General features: G+C 64.7%; 18 protein-coding genes. 10 read left to right on the top strand and 8 right to left on the bottom strand.

Features of this window, described 5'->3' with window-relative positions; all coding sequences use genetic code 11:
- From ACVJGD_RS44980 to ACVJGD_RS44965, 4 genes are all read left to right on the top strand, one after another.
- Complete coding sequence (locus ACVJGD_RS44980; RefSeq protein ID WP_456640587.1) at positions 1–774, top strand: RsiV family protein; 774 nt, start codon at positions 1–3, stop codon at positions 772–774.
- On the top strand, positions 771–1,757 hold the full coding sequence (gene meaB, locus ACVJGD_RS44975) for a methylmalonyl Co-A mutase-associated GTPase MeaB (protein ID WP_456640095.1): 987 nt from the start codon (positions 771–773) through the stop codon (positions 1,755–1,757). Before ACVJGD_RS44980 ends, meaB begins: the two co-directional genes overlap by 4 nt.
- A complete protein-coding gene (locus ACVJGD_RS44970; protein WP_456640094.1) occupies positions 1,754–2,407 on the top strand; it encodes a pyroglutamyl-peptidase I family protein in 654 nt (217 codons plus the stop codon). Before meaB ends, ACVJGD_RS44970 begins: the two co-directional genes overlap by 4 nt.
- A 201-nt stretch (positions 2,408–2,608) precedes the next feature.
- Positions 2,609–3,979, top strand: a complete 1,371-nt coding sequence (locus ACVJGD_RS44965) for a TIGR03808 family TAT-translocated repetitive protein (protein ID WP_456640093.1) — start codon at positions 2,609–2,611, stop codon at positions 3,977–3,979.
- A gap of 3 nt (positions 3,980–3,982) precedes the next feature.
- Here the strand turns inward: ACVJGD_RS44965 and ACVJGD_RS44960 are convergent, their stop codons facing one another.
- From ACVJGD_RS44960 to ACVJGD_RS44945, 4 genes are all read right to left on the bottom strand, one after another.
- A complete protein-coding gene (locus ACVJGD_RS44960) occupies positions 3,983–4,441 on the bottom strand; it encodes a TIGR03809 family protein (protein WP_456640092.1) in 459 nt (152 codons plus the stop codon).
- Between the two features lie 444 nt (positions 4,442–4,885).
- The gene (locus ACVJGD_RS44955; RefSeq protein WP_456640091.1) at positions 4,886–6,592 is read right to left on the bottom strand and encodes a S8 family serine peptidase; all 1,707 of its coding nucleotides are present in this window, start codon (positions 6,590–6,592) and stop codon (positions 4,886–4,888) included.
- Positions 6,593–6,642: 50 nt separating this feature from the next.
- Positions 6,643–7,374 (bottom strand): hypothetical protein, encoded by a 732-nt coding sequence (locus ACVJGD_RS44950; RefSeq protein WP_456640090.1) that lies wholly within the window; start codon positions 7,372–7,374, stop codon positions 6,643–6,645.
- On the bottom strand, positions 7,374–7,943 hold the full coding sequence (locus ACVJGD_RS44945; protein ID WP_456640089.1) for a sigma-70 family RNA polymerase sigma factor: 570 nt from the start codon (positions 7,941–7,943) through the stop codon (positions 7,374–7,376). Before ACVJGD_RS44945 ends, ACVJGD_RS44950 begins: the two co-directional genes overlap by 1 nt.
- Positions 7,944–8,365: 422 nt before the next feature.
- Between ACVJGD_RS44945 and ACVJGD_RS44940 the strand changes: the two genes are divergently transcribed.
- Both ACVJGD_RS44940 and ACVJGD_RS44935 read left to right on the top strand, forming a co-directional pair.
- Positions 8,366–9,517 (top strand): GGDEF domain-containing protein, encoded by a 1,152-nt coding sequence (locus ACVJGD_RS44940; protein ID WP_456640088.1) that lies wholly within the window; start codon positions 8,366–8,368, stop codon positions 9,515–9,517.
- A gap of 75 nt (positions 9,518–9,592) precedes the next feature.
- Complete coding sequence (locus ACVJGD_RS44935) at positions 9,593–10,699, top strand: DUF2336 domain-containing protein (protein ID WP_456640087.1); 1,107 nt, start codon at positions 9,593–9,595, stop codon at positions 10,697–10,699.
- A gap of 171 nt (positions 10,700–10,870) precedes the next feature.
- On the opposite strand, the gene ACVJGD_RS44930 is transcribed toward ACVJGD_RS44935, so the two are convergent.
- Both ACVJGD_RS44930 and ACVJGD_RS44925 read right to left on the bottom strand, forming a co-directional pair.
- On the bottom strand, positions 10,871–11,509 hold the full coding sequence (locus ACVJGD_RS44930; protein ID WP_456640086.1) for an NrsF family protein: 639 nt from the start codon (positions 11,507–11,509) through the stop codon (positions 10,871–10,873).
- A gap of 2 nt (positions 11,510–11,511) precedes the next feature.
- Positions 11,512–12,057, bottom strand: coding sequence for a sigma-70 family RNA polymerase sigma factor (locus ACVJGD_RS44925; RefSeq protein ID WP_456640085.1), 546 nt, complete (start codon positions 12,055–12,057; stop codon positions 11,512–11,514).
- Positions 12,058–12,424: 367 nt separating this feature from the next.
- On the opposite strand from ACVJGD_RS44925, the gene ACVJGD_RS44920 reads away from it, so the two are divergent.
- The 4 genes from ACVJGD_RS44920 (at position 12,425) to ACVJGD_RS44905 (ending at position 16,725) form a co-directional block, all read left to right on the top strand.
- Positions 12,425–13,090 (top strand): hypothetical protein, encoded by a 666-nt coding sequence (locus ACVJGD_RS44920; protein ID WP_456640084.1) that lies wholly within the window; start codon positions 12,425–12,427, stop codon positions 13,088–13,090.
- A 123-nt stretch (positions 13,091–13,213) separates the two neighbouring features.
- Positions 13,214–13,993 carry an enoyl-CoA hydratase gene (locus ACVJGD_RS44915; protein WP_456640083.1) on the top strand — a complete coding sequence of 260 codons (780 nt, stop codon included), beginning with the start codon at positions 13,214–13,216 and terminating at the stop codon, positions 13,991–13,993.
- A 218-nt stretch (positions 13,994–14,211) separates the two neighbouring features.
- Entirely contained in the window at positions 14,212–15,630 is a 1,419-nt protein-coding gene (locus ACVJGD_RS44910; protein WP_456640082.1) for a TolC family outer membrane protein, read from the top strand.
- Positions 15,631–15,753: 123 nt separating this feature from the next.
- Positions 15,754–16,725, top strand: a complete 972-nt coding sequence (locus ACVJGD_RS44905; RefSeq protein ID WP_456640081.1) for an amidohydrolase family protein — start codon at positions 15,754–15,756, stop codon at positions 16,723–16,725.
- Here the strand turns inward: ACVJGD_RS44905 and ACVJGD_RS44900 are convergent.
- Together ACVJGD_RS44900 and ACVJGD_RS44895 are read right to left on the bottom strand one after the other, a co-directional pair.
- Positions 16,715–19,843 (bottom strand): efflux RND transporter permease subunit, encoded by a 3,129-nt coding sequence (locus ACVJGD_RS44900; RefSeq protein ID WP_456640080.1) that lies wholly within the window; start codon positions 19,841–19,843, stop codon positions 16,715–16,717. The genes ACVJGD_RS44905 and ACVJGD_RS44900 overlap by 11 nt on opposite strands.
- 31 nt (positions 19,844–19,874) lie before the next feature.
- Entirely contained in the window at positions 19,875–21,119 is a 1,245-nt protein-coding gene (locus ACVJGD_RS44895) for an efflux RND transporter periplasmic adaptor subunit (RefSeq protein ID WP_456640079.1), read from the bottom strand.
- Positions 21,120–21,211 lie beyond the last annotated feature (92 nt).

The following is a 21,211-nucleotide window of genomic DNA, read 5'->3' as shown; positions in this document are numbered from 1 at the left end:
CTGAGTAAGTTGAGCGTCGCGCTCGTATTGAGCGTCATATGTCTCGGGCGTGTCCTCGCAGCCGACCCAAAGCCCGACGCTTTGGTCAAGAACAAGAGCATCGAAGCCAGCGTCTATCTCGACGACAAGATCAAGACCGATCCCGCGCTGTCCGCGGATTGCCTTGCCGAAGGCAGGAAGTGGGTCGACAAGAGCGCCGCCGAGGCCGCATCGGCGCGGAGGCAGGATCCGCAACTGTTCGACCGCGGCGGCTGGACCTTCGAGCGCAAGTACAATGTCCGCACGGTGGTCGGCGGCCGTTACGTGAGCATCGTCCGCAACGACTATATCGATACCCACGGCGCGCATCCGAACTCCGACGTCAACACCATCCTGTGGGATTCTAGCGAGAAGAAGCGCATCAGCATCCGCCCCTTCTTCACAGAGACCGCCGACGATGGGCCGACCATGAAGGCGATGCTGGATGCGGTCATCGCTTCGTTGAACATCGAGAAGAAGAAGCGCGGCGCCGGCGAGACCGCGACCGCCGAGTGGTACAAGGAACTGAAGCCAACGCTGCTCAAGATCGGCGCGGTGACGCTGACGCCCTCGACCGAAACGGGCAAGAGCTCCGGCCTGACCTTCCACTATCCGCCCTACGCAGTCGGCCCCTACGCCGAGGGCCAATATGTTGCCTTCGTGCCCTTGGAAACGCTCAAGCCATATCTGTCGCCTGAGGGTGCCAGGATTTTCGGCGGATCGCGGCCAAAGGCCGATGAAGACGATCGGCAATGAGCATCACCAAGGCCCTCGACATCACCGCCCTCGCCAAGGACCTGCGCGCCGGCAACCGCGCGGCGCTGGCGCGTGCGATCACGCTGATCGAAAGCCGTCGCGCCGACCACCAGGCGGCGGCGCGTGATCTGGTGCAGGCGCTGCTTCCGGACACCGGCAAGGCTTTCCGTGTCGGCATCACCGGCTCGCCCGGGGTCGGCAAGTCGACCACCATCGACGCGCTTGGCATGTTCCTGATCGAGCACGGGCACAAGGTTGCGGTGCTGGCGGTCGATCCGTCGTCCGCGCGGACCGGCGGCTCGATCCTCGGCGACAAGACGCGGATGGCGCGGCTCGCGGCGTCCGACCAGGCCTATATCCGCCCCTCGCCTTCCTCCGGTACGCTCGGCGGCGTCGCGGCGAAGACGCGCGAGGCGATGCTGCTCTGCGAAGCGGCTGGCTTTGATGTGGTGCTGGTGGAAACCGTCGGCATCGGCCAGTCCGAAACCGCGGTCTCCGACATGACCGATTTCTTCCTTGCCCTGATGCTGCCCGGCGCCGGCGACGAACTGCAGGGCATCAAGAAGGGCCTGGTCGAGCTCGCCGACATGATCGCGATCAACAAGGCCGACGGCGACAATCTCAAGCGCGCCAATATCGCTGCGGCCGACTATCGCAGCGCGCTGCATATCCTCAAACCACGCTCCGAACACTGGCACCCGCCGGTCGAGACCTATTCGGCGCTGACCGGCGCGGGCATCGACAAGCTCTGGCAGAACATCGTCGCGCATCGCACCGCGATGAACGCCTCCGGCGAGTTCGCGGCGCGACGGCGCGAACAGCAGGTGAAATGGATGTGGTCGATGCTGGAGCAGCGGATCATGGCGCGGCTGCGCTCGGACCCCGCGATCCGCGCCAAGGTGAGGAAGACGGAGGCCGAGGTCGCCGACGGTCGGATATCGCCGGCGGTGGCGGCCGAGCAGATCGCGGAACTTTTGCGATGAGCGAGGAGCTCACAATCCTCATTACCGGCTTCGGTCCATTTCCTGGCGCGCCGTTCAATCCAACCATGCCCCTGGTGAAGCGGCTGACGCAGCTTCGTCGTCCCGCCTTCGACGGCGTCAGACTGACGAGCCACATCTTCAGGGTGACCTACGATACCGTCGATCGCGAATTGCCGGAGCTGATCGCGCGCGTCCGTCCGCGGGCGCTTCTGATGTTCGGGCTCGCGGGCCGCACCGCGCATCTGCGGATCGAGACCCGCGCCCGCAACGCCGTCACCACGCTGGTCGCCGACGCCGGACGCCGCCGCGCGCGCAAGGGCTCGATCGTCGACGGCGACGATGCGACAATGTTTGGACCGCACACCGCAAAACTGCTGCGCGCCGCGCTCGCGACCGGCATCGACGCGCGTGCCTCTCGCGATGCCGGCAGCTATCTCTGCAACTACTTAAGCTGGCGCGCGATCGAGACCGTGGACAAGACCGACGGCCTGCGGCTCGCCGCATTCGTGCATGTGCCGCTGATCCCGCGCCACGGAGCCGCCCGCCGCAAGGGAACCGAGTGCATCACGCTGGAAGATCTCGTCGATGCCGGCGAGGCGCTGCTGATGGAAATGATGAAGCTCGCGCGACGGCCGACAATAGCTGCGTAGGGTGGGCAAAGCGAAGCGTGCCCACCATCACGAGCGGAGTGTTGATGGTGGGCACGGCGCTGACGCGCCTTTGCCCACCCTACGCATTGCCGCTCCACCGCAGATTAACCCTACCTGCAACAATCGCGTCCACGCCCCCTCGCGCTCACCGTGCCAGGCTACAGTTCTGCGCTACGACTTGCCTAGCGAGGGCCATGCATCATGGACGTCAATCGCCGCCATCTCATCGGAGCTTCCGCAGCGGGTGCCGCCGGCGCGCTGGCGCTGTCGGCAGATGCCGCGCGCGCGGCGCCACTCGCCTCCGCGCTCGGTCGCGATGCCACGCAATATGGCGTCCGCCCCGGCAGCCCCGACGACCAGACCAAGGCCTTGCAGCGCGCGATCGATGAGGCCGCACGCGCGCAAGCGCCGCTGGCGCTGCCGCCGGGTGTCTACCGCACCGGCCTGCTCCGCCTGCAGCGCGGCTCGCAGCTCGTTGGCGTGCGCGGCGCGACCAAACTCGTCTTCAATGGCGGGCTGTCGATGTTTCTTGGTGAAGGCGCCGACAGCGTCGGCCTCTCCGGTCTCACGCTGGACGGCGGCAACGTGCCGCTGCCGACGCGGCGCGGCCTCGTGCATTGCCTCAGCGCGCGCGACGTCCGCATCACTGCTTGCGAGATCATCGGAAGCGGCGGCAACGGCATCTGGTTCGAGCAGGTGGCGGGCGACGTCAGCGACAACATCTTCACCAACATCGCGACCACCGCCATCGTGTCGTTCGACGCGCTGGGCCTGATGGTCTCGCGCAACACCATCTCCGGCACCAACGATAACGGCATCGAGATCCTGCGCACCGCCATCGGCGACGACGGCACGATCGTTGCCGACAATCGCATCGAGGACATCAAGGCCGGGCCCGGTGGCTCCGGCCAGTATGGCAACGCCATCAACGCCTTCCGCGCCGGCAATGTGATCGTGCGCGGCAACCGCATCAGGAATTGCGACTATTCCGCCGTGCGCGGCAATTCAGCCTCGAACATCCACATATCAGACAACAGCGTCAGCGATGTCCGCGAAGTCGCGCTCTATTCGGAGTTCTCCTTCGAGGGCGCCGTCATCGCCAACAACACGGTCGACGGCGCCGCCGTCGGCGTCTCCGTCTGCAATTTCAACGAGGGCGGCCGCATCGCGGTGGTCCAGGGCAACATCATCCGCAACCTGATCCCGAAGCGGCCGATCGGGACCGCGCCGGACGATGATGCCGGCATCGGCATCTATATTGAGGCGGATACCGCCGTCACCGGCAATGTGATCGAGAACGCGCCATCCTTCGGCATCGTTGCCGGCTGGGGCAAATATCTGCGCGACGTCGCTATTACCGGCAACGTGATCCGCAAGGCTTTCGTCGGTATCGGCGTCTCGGTGGTGCCGGGCGCCGGGATCGCGCTGGTCCACAACAACATGATCTCGGAGGCGCCGCGCGGCGCCGTGGTCGGGCTCGACCATGCGCGGGCGGTCACCGCGGATCTGTCGGTTGCCGGCGCGCAGCAATATGCGCAGGTCGTGCTCGGCGGCAACGCTGTCCGGAAATAACTTTTAGTACGCGTTGCGCAGCAGCGGATAGCGCGCCTGCATGGCAGCGAGGTCGAGCAGCGGCAGTGGCGTCTCTTCCACCGCCGGCGCTTCCTCTTCCACGGCCTGCTCGAGCGCGACAATCTCGATCAGCGGCGCTGGCGGTGCCACCGGCGCCGGCGGCTCGACCGGTCGCGACTGCAACCGCACCGGAGCGGGCAACGGCGTCACGCGGCCGCGGCCAAGCCAGGAGATGTCGATCGGCGAATTGTCCAGCGAGGCCTCGCGCCGCAACAGGTTGCGCCAGGTCTCGACCGCCTGCTTGGCCTCCTGGACGTTCTCGAGGAAGGACACATCGCTGTGATAGCGGCGCCAGCGCCCGGATTCGAACAGTTCGGTGAGGTGTTCCAGCCGTGCTTCCGCCAGCGCGCACCAGCGCGCCACGATCTCGCGGCCTCTGGCCGCGTCAGTTCGATTTGCCATTAAGACAGCCCGTAAAGAGAGAAACGGACGCAGGACGCAACCGAACCGAATCAAAATGTGACGGGCATATTCTGTGGAAAAGGTTAAAAAAGTCTAACACCTTTTCGTTAACGACTCGGGGCACTCAGAGAAGTCCGCGTGAATACTGGGATTATTGGGACCGCCGCTATTAGACGGTCGAGGCGACGCCTGCATGACCGTTCACGCGACCGGCAAACGCGGTCCACGAAATTCACAGGCCCAAAAATGAAGACCCGTCCGGGGGGACAACCGGACGGGTCAAGCCATATGGGCGCTTGGGGTGGATGGGCGCTCGCGCCTGATATAGCCAATGGGGAGGAATGGATCGCTCCCACACATATTGGTCGCGACACGCTGCCCGACGTTCAAAATCGCCGTTCGATTTTTTTAACCTTCCAAAGGGGGCGATCTAGCGCGGAAAACTCACTGCTCGGCCTGGCTTTTCGCGTCATTTGCGGCCGATTTATCCGCGGCCATGGACGGGGCCGGCTGTTCCATCGCCCGGCTCACAGAAGTGTTATCCCGCACAGGCGTAGCCGGTGCGTCCTTGCTGGAAGCGTCCGGAACCGCCGGCGCCGCAACGGCGGACACCGCCGCGAACGCATCGGGCTGCCCCGCCCCGAACAGATCGTCGCGTCCGGGGGCGCCGAGATCGCGCGCCGTGCCGGTCAGGATCGAGCGTACCTCGTTCGGTTTCAGCGCCGGATTACGCTCCAGCACCAGTGCCGCAATGCCGCTGACGAAGGCGGCGGAAAACGAGGTGCCGGAGGCGATCTGGTATTTGCCGTCCGGCGCCGGCAGGAAGATATCGGCGCCCGGCGCGGCGAGCGCGATGTAGTTGCCCCGGTTCGAGGCCGAGAACAGTTTCTCCTGCGCATCGGTGCCGCTGACCGCGATCACGTTCGGGTTCGCGGCGGGATAGAGCGGCGCCGATTTGGCTCCGGCATTGCCGGCAGCGGCGATCAGCACGATCCCGCGGGCCGCACTCGCGGCGACCGCCCGTTCGATCACCGGATCCTTAGGGCCGGCAAAGCTCATATTGATGATCTGCGCGCCGTGCAGCGCCGCATAGTCCAGCCCCTTCAGGATCACGTAGGACGAACTCTGCGCCCCGTTCGCGGTCGCGCCGAACGCGCGGATCGCGAGAATGCGCACCTCCGGCGCGCTGCCCATCAGCCTGGCATGGGCGGCGATCGCGCCGGCGATGCCGGTGCCGTGCGCATGCGGCCCTTCCTTGCCACCGATCGCATCGAAGGTGTCGGCAATCGTATTCGCCAGTTCCGGATGGCTCGCGTCGATACCGGAATCGATCACGGCGATGGTCACGTTCATGCCGCGAACCAGCGTGTGCGCCTGCGGAAGGCGAAGCTGCCCTAACGCGTATTGCGCCGGATCGCCCTCGGTCGGCGCTGCCGTCTTCTGGTCCTGCAGCAGGTAGCGGAAATTGAGCTGCACCGAGCGCACGCTGCCGTCGCCGGCAAGCGCCCGGCGCACCACGTCCAACGGGCGGCGATCGGTGATGCGGAACAGGCCGATGGTGGAGCCCAGCAGCGGGAAGTTCTGCATCTCCACGCGCGCAAGACCGTGGCGACGCGCCAGTGCATCAATCTGTGCGTCGGTCAGCGCGCCATCGATTTCGGCCACGAGTTCGTTGGGCACCGAACGCAGGTCAGCCGCGGTCTGCGTCGCATTGTTGCGCGATCCGCCCTTGGCCGATCCACTCCTGGCCTTCTTGCCGGCCGCCTTGCCGCCACTTCCGCCATCCGCGGTGGAGACGGGACGGCCGAGGCACTCGCCGTCGCTGCCGCGATAGGCATAGTCGCAGGCCCGATGGAGGTTGGGCGAATAGCGCGCGGAGGGCAATGTCGAGTGCACACCAATGCGGGGCATGGTGTGGGTGGTGACGCTGATCCGCGACGGGGTCCGCGCAACCGCCGCTCCACCGAGATTGGCATTGACCCGCGGCCCGACATTCGTGCTGACGCTCGGCACCCGAGGGGCGACGCGGATTTCCGGCGTGCGCATGATGCTCTGCGCCGCGGCCTGACCCGAAAGACCGATGAGCGGCAACAGCGCCGCGATCAGCATCAACGCCGTCTCGATCCGCCATTTCGAGCGTTCACGGGCCATGGCACCTCTAGCGCGTGGTGGGACTATTTATGACCGGGACTGGTTGCGCCTTACGGCGTCTCCACCGCGAGGCCGACGATCTTTTCCTTCTGCAGCCTGCCGAGCAGCGCGGCGACGTCGTTCTTGCTCATCGCGCTGTTGCCGAACTGGATGCGGAACATGCCCTCGCGGGCACCGCCAATGATCGAGGCCTGGTAATTGTCGAGCAGCGCCGTGATGTCGGAGATGCGGGCATCCGGCGCGAAACGCACCAGCGCACGCGGCGGGCTCGCTGCGCCGAGGTCGCGGGTGATCGGCGCCGCGGACCGCAGTTCCGGCGCCGGCGCCCGCTGCTCCAGCGTCAGGGACGCCGTCTGGAACGAACTTCCCTGGCTCTTCATCATCAGCACCGCGCCGATCACGCCGGCCTGAAGCAGCAGCACGATCGCGCCTGCTGCCGCCGACCATGCCACGGTCCGCGGCGACAAGCTGGCGAAAAACTGCGAGATTCGCGTCGAAAGGCTCACCGAAGTCGACCGTGTGCGCACGGGCTCCTGGTCGATCTCGACGAACAGCTTCTGCATCGCGCGCATGGACGGCGCGCCCAAGCTCTCGTTGAGGTGGATGGTCTCGGCATATTCCTCACGGATCACGGCATATTGCCTGGCAAGTTCCGTATCGCTGGCCAGCGCCTCCTCGACACGCCGCGCGTCGCGCGCGTTCAGCGTGCCCGCCGCATGCCAAGGCAACAGCAGTTCGATGTCGCTGGGCTCTTGATCCAGCACTTTTCTTATCGCCGCCATTACGGCCAACCTCGCTCTATGCCGGCTGCCTTGAGCAGTTCGGCCAATTTCTTACGCGCATAGAACAAGCGCGTCTTCACGGTGTTCTCGGGAATACCAACGATCTCGGCGACTTCCTCCACGGACTTCTCGTGGTAGTAGACGAGATCGACAATCTCCCGGTGCTCCAGCGAAAGTGCCGTCAGACACTTGCGCAACGCTTCACCCGTATCCTTCTTCTGCACCGCCACTTCCGGATCGTCAGACGCATCCTCGATCGCGTTCGCGGCCTCCTCGTCCAGTTCAGCGTCCTTCCTGCGCCGCAGCGCAGACAGGGCCTTGAACCGGGTGATCGCCAACAGCCAGGTTGAGACGGCAGATCGGCCTTCGAATTTGCCAGCCTGACGCCACACATCGAGAAATACCTCGCTGATGAGGTCTTCCGCGACCTGTTCGTCCCGCACAAGCCGGAGTCCGAAACGGTACACCCTTACATGGTGCCGCCCGTACAGCACCTGCATGGCGAGCCGGTCGCCTTGAGCGATCCGGGCGATCAGAACCTCGTCTGAAGCCGCCTGCGTCGCGCTCAATGGCCGTCTCGCAAGATTGGTCGGAAGGGGGTGGGGGCTGGTTCGATGGCGAGAGCAGAAATCTTCACATTACCGCAATGTGCGGAGCGCATGTGTGGGCTATCCCACAAATCCTGAATTCCGTGCGAATCTCGCATCCCGCCCCCGTTATCGGTATCATAGTAGGGAATACCCTCCCTGAGACGATGCCGACTGCTCGCAACCTTAGCAAGAGTCCGCGCATAAGGCATTCCTCCAGCCAATTCCAACCCCATTGCCCCCAGCGCTCGCCCGACGCGGCTGCCCTGTCAGGGTTTGGCGATTTTCACCTGTGAAAACAAGGGAGATGGCGGGATTCCACGAACCAGATTCGGCGCCGAAAGATACCAAACCTAAAGGCTTTGCCCCGTAGATTTTGCGGGTTTTCCGTCAATGGCGAGCAAATGGGCACTGCGGCGTCCTCATTTCTGAACCCGGTTGCCGGCGGATTGGATGGCCGCCGCTCCCGGCTGGCCGCCACGAAGCTGTCGCGCCGCGCCAGACGTCGGCGCCAGATCCAGGCGATGATCGGCGTCTGCTACGCGATCGACGCCCTCGTGCTCCTGGTCTATGGGAGCGCCGGCACGATCCCGATGGCGTTGGGCATGGTCTACGCGCTTTGCGGGTTGAGCCTGTGCGCGCTTTACGTGCTGCTTTCCGAGCTCGGCTTCCACGAACGCGTCAGGGATCACTATCTGGTCGCGCCGCAGTCGGCGCTCCACATGGTGAACCAGCTCGCATTCACCTACATCGCGCCGCAGGTCGGCGTGCTGTTCCTGTGCAATCTGTTCGTGGTGTTTGGCTTCGTCGGCGCGCTCAGGACCTCGGCGCGCCAGACCGCCCTGATCTGGACGGTGATGGTGCTCGGCCTCGCCGCACTGTTCCTGCTGACCGACAAGCCGATCTCGATGCCGCATGGCAACACCCTGGAGCGGCTCGCCACCATGCTGGTCTTTGCGCTCACCATCGGGCGATGCATGTTCCTGGGCATCTTCTCCAGTTCGATGCAGCAATCGCTGTACCAGAACGGGCAGAAGCTGAAGGAAGCCTACAAGCGCATCGAGGAGCTCGCCGAGCTTGACGAACTGACCGGCGCACTCAACCGGCGCAGCATCATGCGGACGCTGGACGAGGAGATCGTCCGCTCCGAGCGCACCGGCGCGCCCTGCTCGGTCGCGCTGATCGACCTCGATTGGTTCAAGCGCGTCAACGACGTCTATGGCCATCCGACCGGCGACGAAGTCCTCAGGACTTTCGCCATCTCCATGTTCGCGAATATCCGCAGCGTCGACCGCTTCGGGCGCTACGGCGGCGAGGAGTTCCTGCTGATATTGCCCGAGTTGAACGAAGATGGCGCCAGGCGCGCGCTCGACCGGCTGCGCGCGATCGTCGCCGAGCTCGACTGGAGCGCGTTCTCGCCGGGCATGAAGGTGACGATTTCCGCCGGCATCGCCACGCTGCAGCCCAACGAGGGTCCGGACATGCTTCTCGCCCGCGCCGACAGCGCGCTTTACTCGGCCAAGGCGCGGGGACGCAATCGCATCGCCAGTGCATGATCAAAGGAATTCGCTTCCATCGTCGAAGAACACGACGCAGTCGCATCGCCAATACTCCAGGACAGAGTCACAATCATGAGTTCGAAACCCGCAATCGGCCCCGAGAACCTGCTTGACGAGTTGCAGACGACGCTCGCGCATGGAACGGTGGCGCGCCGGGTCGAGACCCTGCGCCGCGTGACCGATCTCTTCATCAACGGCGCGGTGGACTATTCGGACCAGCAGATCGCGCTGTTCGACGATGTGTTCCAGTGCCTGCTGCTTCACATCGAAACCTCGGCGAAGGCGCTATTGTCCAACCGGCTCGCGCCCATCGACACGGCTCCGCCGCTGACCGTCCGGACGCTCGCCTTCGACGACATGATCGAGGTCGCAGGTCCCGTGCTGACGCAATCGAGCCAGCTCGACGATGACACCCTGATCGAGACCGCACGCAACAAGAGCCAGGCGCATCTGATGGCAATCTCGGCCCGCAAGACGCTGAGCGGCGCCGTCACCGACGTGCTGGTGCTGCGCGGCAATGACGAGGTGATCCAGAGCACCGTCAACAATCCCGGCGCCGAATTCACCGAGCGCGGCTTCACCCGCCTGATCAGCCGCGCCGAAGGCGACGACGACCTTGCGACCTGTATCGGGCTGCGCCCGAGCATGCCGCGGCATCTCTATCTGAAGCTGCTGGCGAAGGCGTCGGACACGGTGCGGCACCGGCTCGAAGCCGCCAACCCGCAGCAGGCCAAGGAGGTGCCGAGTGCGGTGCGCGAGGCGACGCGGCGGGCACGCTCCTCGCCCGCGGCGGTCACGCGTGACACAGCGATCGCCCATGCGCTGGTGAAGTCGCTGTACGAGGATGGCCGGCTCGACGAATTCCAGGTGGCGGCGTTTGCCGAAGCCGGCAAGTTCGATGAGACCAATGCCTCGATTGCAGCTCTTGCCAATGTGAGTCTGGCCGTTGCCGAGAACATGATGATCGAGACCCGCGCTGAAGGCGTGATGATCCTGGCCAAGGTTGCGGGCTTCTCGTGGTCGACCGTGCGCTCGGTCATCAACCTGCGCGACGAATTGTCGGGCGGCGAGCCGACCGACCTGCTGGCCTGCATGGAAACCTACGAACGGCTCCGGCCATCGACCGCGCAGCAGGTCTTGCGCTTCCACCGCATGCAGCAAAGCGCTCCCGCGGCGTAACCTTCAGGCCCGTAGCCGGATGGAGCGCGGCATAATCCCGGCTAGACCCTCGTGGTGAGGAGCGCGTCTTCGCGCGTCTCGAACTATAAGGCCCCGATCTCGCCCGCGGCCATCCCTCGAGACGCCGCTGACGCGGCTCCTCGGGATGAGGGACAGAGCCCGTACCATCCATCAATATCGAAGCACCTTCGACCCGATCAGCGCGCCGATCGCGGCGACCAGCGCGGTCCCGATCGTGTACCAGGTCGCCACGAACAGCGGGGAATCATCGGTGCAATGCGACGCATAGAGCGTGGCAGCCAGCCCCGCCGCCGCCAGGCCGGCGATCGCGCCGGCGACTGCCGGGCGCGCCGGCGCGCCATGGCGCAGGCCGAGCAATGCGCCCGCGAGCAACGGCAGCGACATCAAGGGAATCGAGATCAGGCATGCCCGCGAATTGTTGCCGACCAGCCGCGTCATCATCGGCGCGCGCTGCGGCATCATCATCTCGCCGCTGATACCGGCCACCAGCAGCCCGGCCGGAACAAGCAGCCACCAGCCAAAGCCGCGCAGCGAAGCCTCGGGCCGCGACAAATGCAGGCTGACGGCAATTGCGGAAGCGGCGAGCGCCAGCGTCACCGCGAACTTCAGATCGAAGAACGGGTTGCGCATCGCGGTCATGACATCGGGCCTGACGCCGAGTTCGGTAAAGAACATCAGCACAGAAATCGGTGCGGCGGCGAGCAACGCCAGCATCAGGACAAAACCCACCGGCTGCGCGCGCTCGGTGTTGTCGGCGGCGAGCGTACGAATGAGCTGATCGGTATCCATCTTCAACTCTCCCGCAGTTTCGCCGTGAGGTTGGCGAGCCCGCGATGCAATGCCACCCGCACTGCGCCCTCGCTCATCGAGAATTTTGCCGCCGTATCCTTGATCGAGGCACTGTCGACGGCGATCGACTGCAGGACATCGCGCTGCCGCGCCGGCAATGTGTTCAGATGCGCGGCGATTTCGCTCGCGGAGGCCGTCTCCTCCCGCGCCTCACCGGGCAGAGTCTCGGCAAAATCGTCGATGTTGACGAATATCCGCTTGCCCCGGCGCCGCAGCGCATCGATCAGCTTGTTGCGGGCGATCGCGAACAGCCAGGGCGCAAACGGAGCGTTTACGTCCCAGGTATGTCGCTTCGAATGCACCGCCAGCAGAATGTCTTGCACGATATCCTCGGACTGATCGATCGGTTGCCCCGCGCGCGCCAGGCCGCGGCGCGCGGCCGCCCGCAGGACCGGCGTGATCGCCCTGAGCAGGCGATGATATGCCGTGCTGTCGCCCGAAATGGCCGACCGCATCAGGCCGGTCCATTCGTCCTCACGCTCGCGCACGCGCGCTCCCACAACGCAATTCGGTCAACCCTTCAATTTGTTACGCCGGGAGCGAACCGCTCACGAAGTCGTGAACAAGCGCTCGAGCGACGGGATCTCAAAGTCAGGGCTTGAGAGTCGATGGGCCTGTCGAGATCCGCAGCGCTCTTAACATCGATTGCCGGAGCTCGCACCGGCCGGGTCGCCAGTAAGGAATTTTGTCTGGAGGAAAAATCAGCGACCGGCCCGAAAGCGGCCGCTTTCGTGCAACAGTGCCGCCCTGTTTTGGTCCGGCAAAACCCGAAGATTCCCTTTTTTTGCCCCGCTGTGGACACGCCTCGGGGTCTCATTTCCCGCCTAGGGGGCGGGCAAATGGGGAGATTGTCAGATGATCACCAAAGCCAGCGGGCTTTTGGCGCTGCTTGTGGCCGCAGGGCTGTTTGCATGCGTCGCCGCGCCGTCGCCGGTCGAGGCGGCAGGTTCGGGCGGCACGACTGCCTCGGACTCTGATAATGCGACAAGCGTTAAGAAACAGAGTACGCGTCACGGAAAGCGCGACAAGTCGGCCAAGACCGAATCCAAATCTTCCGAATCCAAATCCTCCGAGACCAAGAAGCCGGATAGCGCCGAAGTCGTTGACGCCGCAGCCGTGTCGACCGCACTTCCGGCATCGGTAGCCAATGCCAAGGCCGAACTGACCCCGAACGTGCCTGCGGACAATGCGAGCGCGATGTCGGCGAGAGCCAACACACTGCTCGCCGCGTCCGACAAGCCCGACGAGGCAAAGGCGCCCGATGATGCCGACGTCGTCGCCTCCGACCAGCTCAACGAAATGGATCGCGCACTGCAGGAGAGCCAGCCGCAGAATCAGCCCGCCGCGCAGTCGCAGCAGCCTGCCCCGACGGTCGCGATGACGACCGCCCAGGCGCCGACGCCGCCGGTCGCCAGCGCCGACAACTCGACCTGGGATCGGACCTCCCTGATCGGGAAGATCTTCATCGCCGCGGGCGCGCTGCTGACCATGGCTTCGGCTGCCCGCATGTTCATGGCGTAGCAGCGCCCGTTTTGCTGCCCCGGACGCGCGACGCAAATAGCGCCACACCGCGTCCGGGAGCCTACTTGAAGCCTACCCCGTCAGCGGGCACATTGCCGCTAGACCAGAAAAACGGGGTGGATCATGTCGACGTTTGAACACATCATTGTCGAGAGCAAGGGCGCGGTCGGCATCATCAAGCTGAACCGTCCCAAAATGCTCAACGCGCTCTCCTTCGGCGTCTTCCGCGAGATCGCGGCCGCAGTCGATGACCTTGAGGCTGACGATGCGATCGGATGCATCGTCCTTACCGGCAACGAGAAGGCCTTTGCCGCTGGCGCCGACATCAAGGAGATGCAGCCGAAGGGCTTCATCGACATGTTCACCAGCGACTTCGCCGCAATCGGCGGCGACCGCGTCGCCAGATGCCGCAAGCCGACGATTGCGGCGGTGGCGGGATATGCGCTTGGCGGTGGATGTGAGCTTGCCATGATGTGCGACGTCATCATCGCTGCCGACACCGCGAAATTTGGCCAGCCTGAGATCACACTCGGAACTATCCCCGGCATCGGCGGCACGCAGCGGCTGACGCGCGCCATCGGCAAGTCGAAGGCGATGGACCTCTGCCTCACCGGGCGCATGATGGATGCCGCCGAGGCCGAACGCTCCGGCCTCGTCAGCCGCATCGTGCCCGCCGACAAGCTGATGGAAGAAGCACTCTCGGCCGCCGAAAAGATCGCATCGATGTCGCGCCCGGCGACCGCGATGGCCAAGGAAGCCATCAACCGCGCCTTCGAGACCACGCTGTCGGAAGGCCTCAACGTCGAGCGCAACCTGTTCCACTCGACCTTCTCGCTCGAAGACCGCTCCGAAGGCATGGCCGCGTTCATCGAGAAGCGACCGCCCGTGAACAAGAACAGGTAAGTCAATCACCGTCGTCATTCCGGGGCGCGCACAGCACGAACCCGGAATGACGGCGTAGCTCGCACCGCAAAAGTCGTCGCTGTGACGAACCGGCAACAGACAAGCACTGATTTGATGTGCAGATGTCGCGCGACCGTTTGTCAGTGGCGGCACCATCACCTAAACAGTAGATGTGACCAGTCGGCGGGGCACACAGTCGGGGTGGTTTGCGAGTTATTATGGTCGGACGTGCCGCTAGAATTAGCGACGTAAGAAGGCGTTTGCTTCAGACGGGCATTTGCCTTGGCGTCATGCTTTGTCTCGATTTCACCGCCTCGGCGGTCCATGCGGAGAGTCTCGCTGAAGCGCTCGCCAAAGCCTACCAGACCAATCCGGCGCTGAATGCCGAGCGGGCGCGGCAGCGTGCGACTGACGAGAACGTGCCGCAGGCGCTGGCCGGCTATCGTCCGCAGATCGCCGCAACCCTCTCCGCCGGCCTGCAGGCGGTGCGGGACCTGCTGCCAAATAACGTCGTTCAGACCGGGAACCTGAAGCCGTGGCAGATCGGCCTGACGGTGACGCAGACGCTGTTCAACGGTTTCAAAACCGCCAACAGCGTGCGGGTGGCGGAACTGCAGGTGCAATCCGGCCGCGAGGCGCTGCGCAATGTCGGCCAGGGTGTGCTGCTGGACGCCGTCACCGCTTATACCAATGTGCTTGCCAACCAATCGCTGGTCGAGGCACAGCGCGCCAACGTCGCTTTCCTGCGCGAAACCCAGGGCATCACCCAAAAGCGCCTCAATGCCGGCGATGTCACGCCGACCGACACCGCGCAGGCCGAAGCGCGGCTGAACCGCGGCCTTGCCGATCTCAACGCCGCCGAGATCAATCTCGCCATCAGCCAGGCCACCTATGCGCAAGTGATCGGCAATGCGCCCGGGCAATTGCGGCCGGCGGAGGTCATCGACCGCCTGCTGCCGCGCAGCCGCGAGGACGCGGTCGGCCTCGCCTTCCGCGAGCACCCCGCAGTGATGGCGGCAAGCTTCGACGTCGACGTCGCCTCGACCACGATCCGCGTCGCCGAAAGCAGCCTGATGCCGAACGTCACGGTGCAGGGCAGCGTCAGCCGCGCCCGTGATAACGACCCGACGCTCAGCACGTTCGGGACCGACCAGGCCTCCATCATCGGCCAGTTGAACCAGCCGATCTATGACGGCGGCATGGCGGCGTCCCAGACCCGCCAGGCCAAGGAGATCTCGGCCCAGAGCCGGCTGGTGCTCGACCAGGTTCGTAACCAGGCGCGCACCGCTGCGGTCAGTGCCTGGGTTGCCAACGAAGGCGCCAAGACGGCGGTCTCGGCTTCCGAGTCCGAGGTTCGCGCTGCGAACGTTGCGCTGCAGGGCGTGCAGCGGGAGGCGGCCGGCGGCCAGCGCACCACCGTCGACGTGCTCAATGCGCAACAGGATTTGATTCTGGCCAGGGCCAGGCTGATCGGCGCGCTGCGCGATCGCGTGATCGCTTCCTACTCGCTGCTCAGCGCCATCGGCCGGCTCGACGTCAAGAACCTCAATCTCAATACGCCGGACTACCTGCCGGAGGTGCATTACCATCAGGTGCGCGACGCCTGGCACGGGTTACGCACACCGTCCGGACAATGATCCGGTATACGCACCGCCGCCTTCCCGCCCGCACATTCGCCCTGTAACCTCGCTTGACCAGCGGCTGATAACGCTGGGGCGCAGCAAGCGCCGATCAAACGAGGAAACGCAGGGAGAAGACCAATGCTGACGCGACGCAGTATGATGCTTGCCTCCATCGCGGCCGGAGTGATCATGAACAACAAAAACGTCTACGCCAAGGCGGCGCAGCCATCGACGCCGGTGAATTTCGACGTGCCGGCCGGGGCCTGCGACTGCCACACCCACATCCATGGCGATCCCCAGAAATTCCCGTTTTTCGCCGGCCGCGTCTACACGCCGGAACAGGCCTTGCCCGCGGAGATGAGCGCGCTGCACAAGGCGCTCGGGATCGAGCGCGTGGTGATCGTGACCCCGAGCGTCTACGGCACCGACAATTCCGCGACCCGCTTCGGCATGATGGCGCGCGGTGCGACGGCTCGAGGGGTGGCTGTGATCGACGACAAGACGCCGGAAAGCGATCTCGATGCGATGCATAAGGACGGTTTTCGCGGCATCCGCCTCAACCTCGCGACCGGCGGCATCAACGATCCCAATGTCGGCCGTGCCCGCCTGACCAGTGGAATAGACCGCGTCAAGGCGCGCGGCTGGCATGTGCAGGTCTACACGAACTTGCCCCTGATCCCTGCGGTCAAGGATCTCGTCGCGGCATCGCCCGTGCCTGTTGTCTTCGACCATTTCGGCGGCGCGCAGGCCGCGCTCGGCGTGGAACAACCGGGTTTTCCGGACCTGGTCGAACTGGTGAAGTCCGGCAAGGCCTATGTGAAGATCTCTGGCGCCTACCGCGCGTCCAAGCTCGCACCCGACTATCAGGATGCGATCCCGCTCGCCAAGGCCCTGATCGCGGCAAATCCCGACCGCATCGTCTGGGGCACCGACTGGCCGCATCCGGATACGGTGGTCCCGCCCGGAAAACAGGTGAGCGACGTTGTTCCGCTGTACCAGATCGACGACGGGCGGCTCCTCAACCAGCTCGCGGTGTGGGCGCCGGACGCGGCGACGCGCAAGAAGATCCTGGTCGACAACCCGGCCCGGCTCTACGGCTTCACCTCCTAGAGTCGCGCCGCGAGAAATAGGAGATCAGGACCGGCAGCGTCACCAGGATGACGAGCGGCGCCAGCATCATGCCGGTCACGACCACGACTGCGAGCGGCTTCTGCACCTGCGAGCCGATCCCTTCCGACAGCGCCGCCGGCAACAGCCCGACGCCGGCGACGACGCAGGTCATCAGTACCGGGCGCAGTTGCAGTTCACCGGTGCGGACCACGGCCCGCATCCGGTCGTAACCTTCGTCGATGAGCTGGTTGAACTGCGACAGGATAATGATGCCGTCCATCACCGCAATGCCGAACAGCGCAATGAAGCCGATCGCAGCCGACACGCTGAAGGGAATGCCGGAGACGAGCAGCCCGAGCACGCCGCCGAAGATCGCCATCGGGATCACGCTCATGGCGAGCAGCGTGTCGACCATCGAGCCGAAATTGAAGAACAGCAGGATCGCGATCAACGCGAGACTGATCGGCACCACGATCGACAGCCGCTTGATGGCGTCCTGCAGGTTGCCGAACTCGCCGACCCATTCGACATGCGATCCCGGCGGCAGCTTGACCTGATCGGCGACCTTCTGCTGCGCCTCCCGGATCGCGCTGCCGAGATCGCGCTCGCGCACCGAGAACTTGATCGGCAGATAGCGCTCCTGCTGCTCGCGGTAGATATAGGCCGCACCCGAGATCAGCTTGATCGAAGCAACCTCGCTCAAGGGAATCTGCGTGATCCCTCCGTTCGAGCCGGCGACGCCGATCCGCAGGTTCTGGATCGCCTCGGCGCTCTTGCGGTATTCCGGCGCGAGCCGAACGATGATCGGGAAATGCCGATCGCTGCCGGGCTCATAGAGATCGCCGGCGCTGTCGCCGCCGACCGCGACCTTGATCGTGGCATTGATGTCGCCCGGCGAGAGGCCATAGCGCGCGGCACGGGCACGGTCGATATCGATCTGGATCGTCGGCTGGCCGAGCGAGGTGAACACGGCAAGATCGGTCACACCCTGCACCGTCGCGAGCACCGACTTGATCTGGTTGGCGGTATCGGTCAGCGCCTGCAGATCGTTGCCGTAAAGCTTGATCGAGTTCTCGCCCTTCACGCCGGAGACGGCTTCGGAGACGTTGTCCTGCAGATATTGCGAGAAGTTGAACTCGACGCCGGGGAACTTGTCCTGCAACTGCGCCAGTAGCTGCGCAGTCAACTCTTCCTTGTCGCGCGTGCCGGGCCATTCGCTCGTTGGCTTCAGCGGCGCGAAGAATTCCGCATTGAACAGGCCTGCGGCGTCAGTGCCGTCATCAGGGCGGCCATGCTGTGACACCACCGATTCGACCTCGGGACGGGCCCGGATCATCCGCCGCATCTCGTTGACATAGGCATTGCCCTCCTGCAGCGAGATCGTCGGCGGCAGCGTGGCGCGGATCCACAGATTGCCCTCCTCCAGCTTCGGCAGGAATTCGAGCCCGAGGAAGCGTACGGACAAGGCGGTCAGGATCACGAGGCCGATCGCGCCGATGAGCACTAGCCGCCGGTTGGCGATCGCCCAGCTCAGGACGGGCAGATAGACGCGATTGAGCTGCTTGACGATCCAGGTCTCGGTTTCCTCAATGTGCGCGGGCAGGACGATCGCGCTCAGCGCCGGCGTCACGGTGAAGGTCGCGAGCAGGCCGCCGGCAAGCGCATAGGCATAGGTCCGCGCCATCGGTCCGAAGATATTGCCCTCGACGCCGCTCAGGGTGAACAGCGGCAGGAAGGCGGCAACGATGATGGTGGCGGCAAAGAAGATCGAGCGCGATACGTCGGCAGACGCCGACAGGATCGCGTGGCTCTTGATGCCCATCATGGTCTCAGCGGAGATATGGCTCTGCTCGGCTTCCGAAAGCGCCGTAGTCTGTGACAGGCGGCGGAAGATCGCCTCCACCATGATGACGGTGCCATCGACGATCAGCCCGAAATCGATCGCGCCGACCGACAACAGATTGGCGGATTCGCCGCGCAGCACCAGGATGATCACGGCGAAGAACAGCGCGAACGGAATGGTTGCGCCGACGATCAGCGCGCTGCGGAGGTCGCCGAGGAAGATCCATTGCAGCAGCACGATCAGGAGGATGCCGACCACCATGTTGTGCAGCACGGTGTGGGTGGTGAGATCGATCAGGTCCTTGCGGTCATAGATGCGCTCGATCCTCACCCCTGGCGGAAGGATCGAGGAATTGTTGATGGATTTGACCAGCTGCTCGACGCGGGCGATGGTCGGCGAGCTCTGCTCGCCGCGCCGCATCAGTACGATGCCCTGCACGATGTCGTCGTCATTGTCGATGCCGGCAATCCCGAGCCGCGGCTTCTCGCCGACGGTGACGGTCGCGATATCCCTGACCAGCACCGGGTTGCCGCCGGACTGCGACACCATGGTGTTGTTGAGATCGTCGACCGAACGGATCAGGCCGACGCCGCGCACCACCGCGGACTGGCTGCCGATATCGACCGTGTTGCCGCCGACATTGATGTTGGCATTGCTCACCGCCTGCAATACCTGCGGCAAGGTCAAGCCGTTGGCGACGAGCTTGTTGAAATCGACCTGCACCTCATAGGTCTTGGTCTTGCCGCCCCAGCCGGTGACGTCGATCACGCCGGGCACGGCGCGGAAGCGGCGCTGCAGCACCCAATCCTGCAATGTCTTCAAATCGAGGACGCTGTAGTTGGGTGGGCCGACCAGCCGGTAGCGAAAAATCTCGCCGATCGGGCTGAGCGGCGAGATGGTCGGCTGCACATTGCCCGGCAAAGGCGGCAGTTGCGCGAGGCGGTTCAGGACCTGCTGCAGCGCCTCGTCATAGGTGTAGTCGAACGAGAACTGCAGCTTCACGTCGGAGAGGCCGTAGAGCGAGATGGTGCGGATCGTGCGCAGGTTCTTCAGCCCGGCGACCTGGGTCTCGATGGGAATCGTGATGTAGCGCTCGATCTCCTCCGCCGACAGGCCCGGGCTTTGCGTCACGACGTCGACCATCGGCGGGGTCGGATCGGGATAGGCCTCGATATTGAGATGCTGGAAGGCGATCAGCCCGCCGATCAGGACGGCGGCGAAGATGCCGACCATCAGATAGCGGCGGCTGACTGCGAGAGCGACAAGGCGATCCATTCAGATCGGAGCTTTCAATGATCTGGAAGGGTCAGGTGCCGGAGGCGGCGCGGTCGATGAACAGGCTGCCCCGGGTGACGATCTGCTCGCCTGGCCGCAGATTGCTGACGATCTCGACGAGATCTCCGTTGGTGATCCCGGGCTTGACCTTGCGCAGCTCGATCGTTTTGTCCTGATGCGCGACCCAGACGCGCACCTGGTCGCCTTCATAGATCAGCGCCTGCTTGGGTACGCCGACCGCGGGATGGTCGCCCGGCGAATAGAGCGTGACATTGGCGAACATCTCCGGCTTCAGCGCGCCATCCGCGTTGTCGATGGTGGCGCGGACCAGGAGCCGGCGCGTCGTCGGATCGATCGCGGCGGCGACATAATTGATGCGCGCGGTGAGCGAGCGGCCCGGCAGCGCCATCACGCTGAAGGTGACGTCCTGCCCGACCGCGACCTTGGCGGCGTCGCTCTCGCGGACGAAGGCGAGCAGCCAGACGGTGGAGAGGTCGCCGATGACGTAGACGGGGTCGCTGGCGCCGGAGGAGACATACTGCCCGGGGCCGACCTTGCGCTGCACCACGGTGCCGCCGATCGGCGCGAAGATCGTGATCTCAGGATTGATGCCGCCCTTCTGGCGCAGCGTGTCGATGTCCTCGTCGCCGAAGCCGAGGATGCGCAGCTTGTTGCGCGCCGCCTCCATCGTCGTTTGCGCCGAGCGCAGATCGTTCTGCGCCTGGATGAGCGTGGCCTGGCTCTGCTGATAATCCTTCAGCGGCACGGCCTTGCCTTCGAACAAATCCTTGGCGCGGTTGTCCTGAAGCTGCGCGAGATCAAGCGCCGACTTCGCCTTGTTCACGCTTGTCATCGCCGAGATGTAGTCGTTCTGCGCCTGCACGGTGTCGGCGGCCTCGATTACGAACAGCGGCTGGCCCTTGACGACGGTGTCGCCGGCCCGCGCCAGCAGCTTGGTGACGCGGCCGGTATAGGGAGAGAACACCGGGGTGGAGCGATCCTCGTCGATGCCGATCTTGCCCTCGGTGACGTATTCGGCGCGGAAGGCACGCTCGGAGACCGGCTGCAGGCTGAGGCTCGCCCATTCCGCCTGGGTCGGCGTGTAGCGTTGCAGGCCCTTGCGGGATTGGCTCGAAATCTCCGAATGGCCGCCCTTTGCCCCCTTGGTGTACAGGGATCCGTAGGCCACGCCGCCGGCAATCGCCAGCACGGCCACGACCGCCGCCAGGCGCTGGCGGCTAAGGGTCTGCAATCGCTTGGTAATGTCGTTGACCATGGGCCGTGGCTGACGTCGGAGGGTTCCGCTGCGCTAATAGTGCCCAATTACCGGCTGAGACAACCAAAAAAGCGACAATTGGACGCAGGTTT

It is taken from the genome of Bradyrhizobium sp. USDA 10063, assembly GCF_054063735.1.
The sequence above is the reverse complement of the archived record's forward strand: the minus strand, read 5'-3'. Positions and strand labels throughout refer to the sequence as shown.

Bases quoted from the DNA above. Each gene is read 5' to 3' on its own strand.
- meaB (WP_456640095.1), top strand. From the start codon at position 771: ATGAGCATCACCAAGGCCCTCGACATCACCGCCCTCGCCAAGGACCTG.
- ACVJGD_RS44970 (WP_456640094.1), top strand. From the start codon at position 1,754: ATGAGCGAGGAGCTCACAATCCTCATTACCGGCTTCGGTCCATTTCCT.
- ACVJGD_RS44965 (WP_456640093.1), top strand. From the start codon at position 2,609: ATGGACGTCAATCGCCGCCATCTCATCGGAGCTTCCGCAGCGGGTGCC.
- ACVJGD_RS44960 (WP_456640092.1), bottom strand. From the start codon at position 4,441: ATGGCAAATCGAACTGACGCGGCCAGAGGCCGCGAGATCGTGGCGCGC.
- ACVJGD_RS44955 (WP_456640091.1), bottom strand. From the start codon at position 6,592: ATGGCCCGTGAACGCTCGAAATGGCGGATCGAGACGGCGTTGATGCTG.
- ACVJGD_RS44950 (WP_456640090.1), bottom strand. From the start codon at position 7,374: ATGGCGGCGATAAGAAAAGTGCTGGATCAAGAGCCCAGCGACATCGAA.
- ACVJGD_RS44940 (WP_456640088.1), top strand. From the start codon at position 8,366: ATGGGCACTGCGGCGTCCTCATTTCTGAACCCGGTTGCCGGCGGATTG.
- ACVJGD_RS44935 (WP_456640087.1), top strand. From the start codon at position 9,593: ATGAGTTCGAAACCCGCAATCGGCCCCGAGAACCTGCTTGACGAGTTG.
- ACVJGD_RS44930 (WP_456640086.1), bottom strand. From the start codon at position 11,509: ATGGATACCGATCAGCTCATTCGTACGCTCGCCGCCGACAACACCGAG.
- ACVJGD_RS44920 (WP_456640084.1), top strand. From the start codon at position 12,425: ATGATCACCAAAGCCAGCGGGCTTTTGGCGCTGCTTGTGGCCGCAGGG.
- ACVJGD_RS44915 (WP_456640083.1), top strand. From the start codon at position 13,214: ATGTCGACGTTTGAACACATCATTGTCGAGAGCAAGGGCGCGGTCGGC.
- ACVJGD_RS44910 (WP_456640082.1), top strand. From the start codon at position 14,212: ATGGTCGGACGTGCCGCTAGAATTAGCGACGTAAGAAGGCGTTTGCTT.
- ACVJGD_RS44905 (WP_456640081.1), top strand. From the start codon at position 15,754: ATGCTGACGCGACGCAGTATGATGCTTGCCTCCATCGCGGCCGGAGTG.
- ACVJGD_RS44900 (WP_456640080.1), bottom strand. From the start codon at position 19,843: ATGGATCGCCTTGTCGCTCTCGCAGTCAGCCGCCGCTATCTGATGGTC.
- ACVJGD_RS44895 (WP_456640079.1), bottom strand. From the start codon at position 21,119: ATGGTCAACGACATTACCAAGCGATTGCAGACCCTTAGCCGCCAGCGC.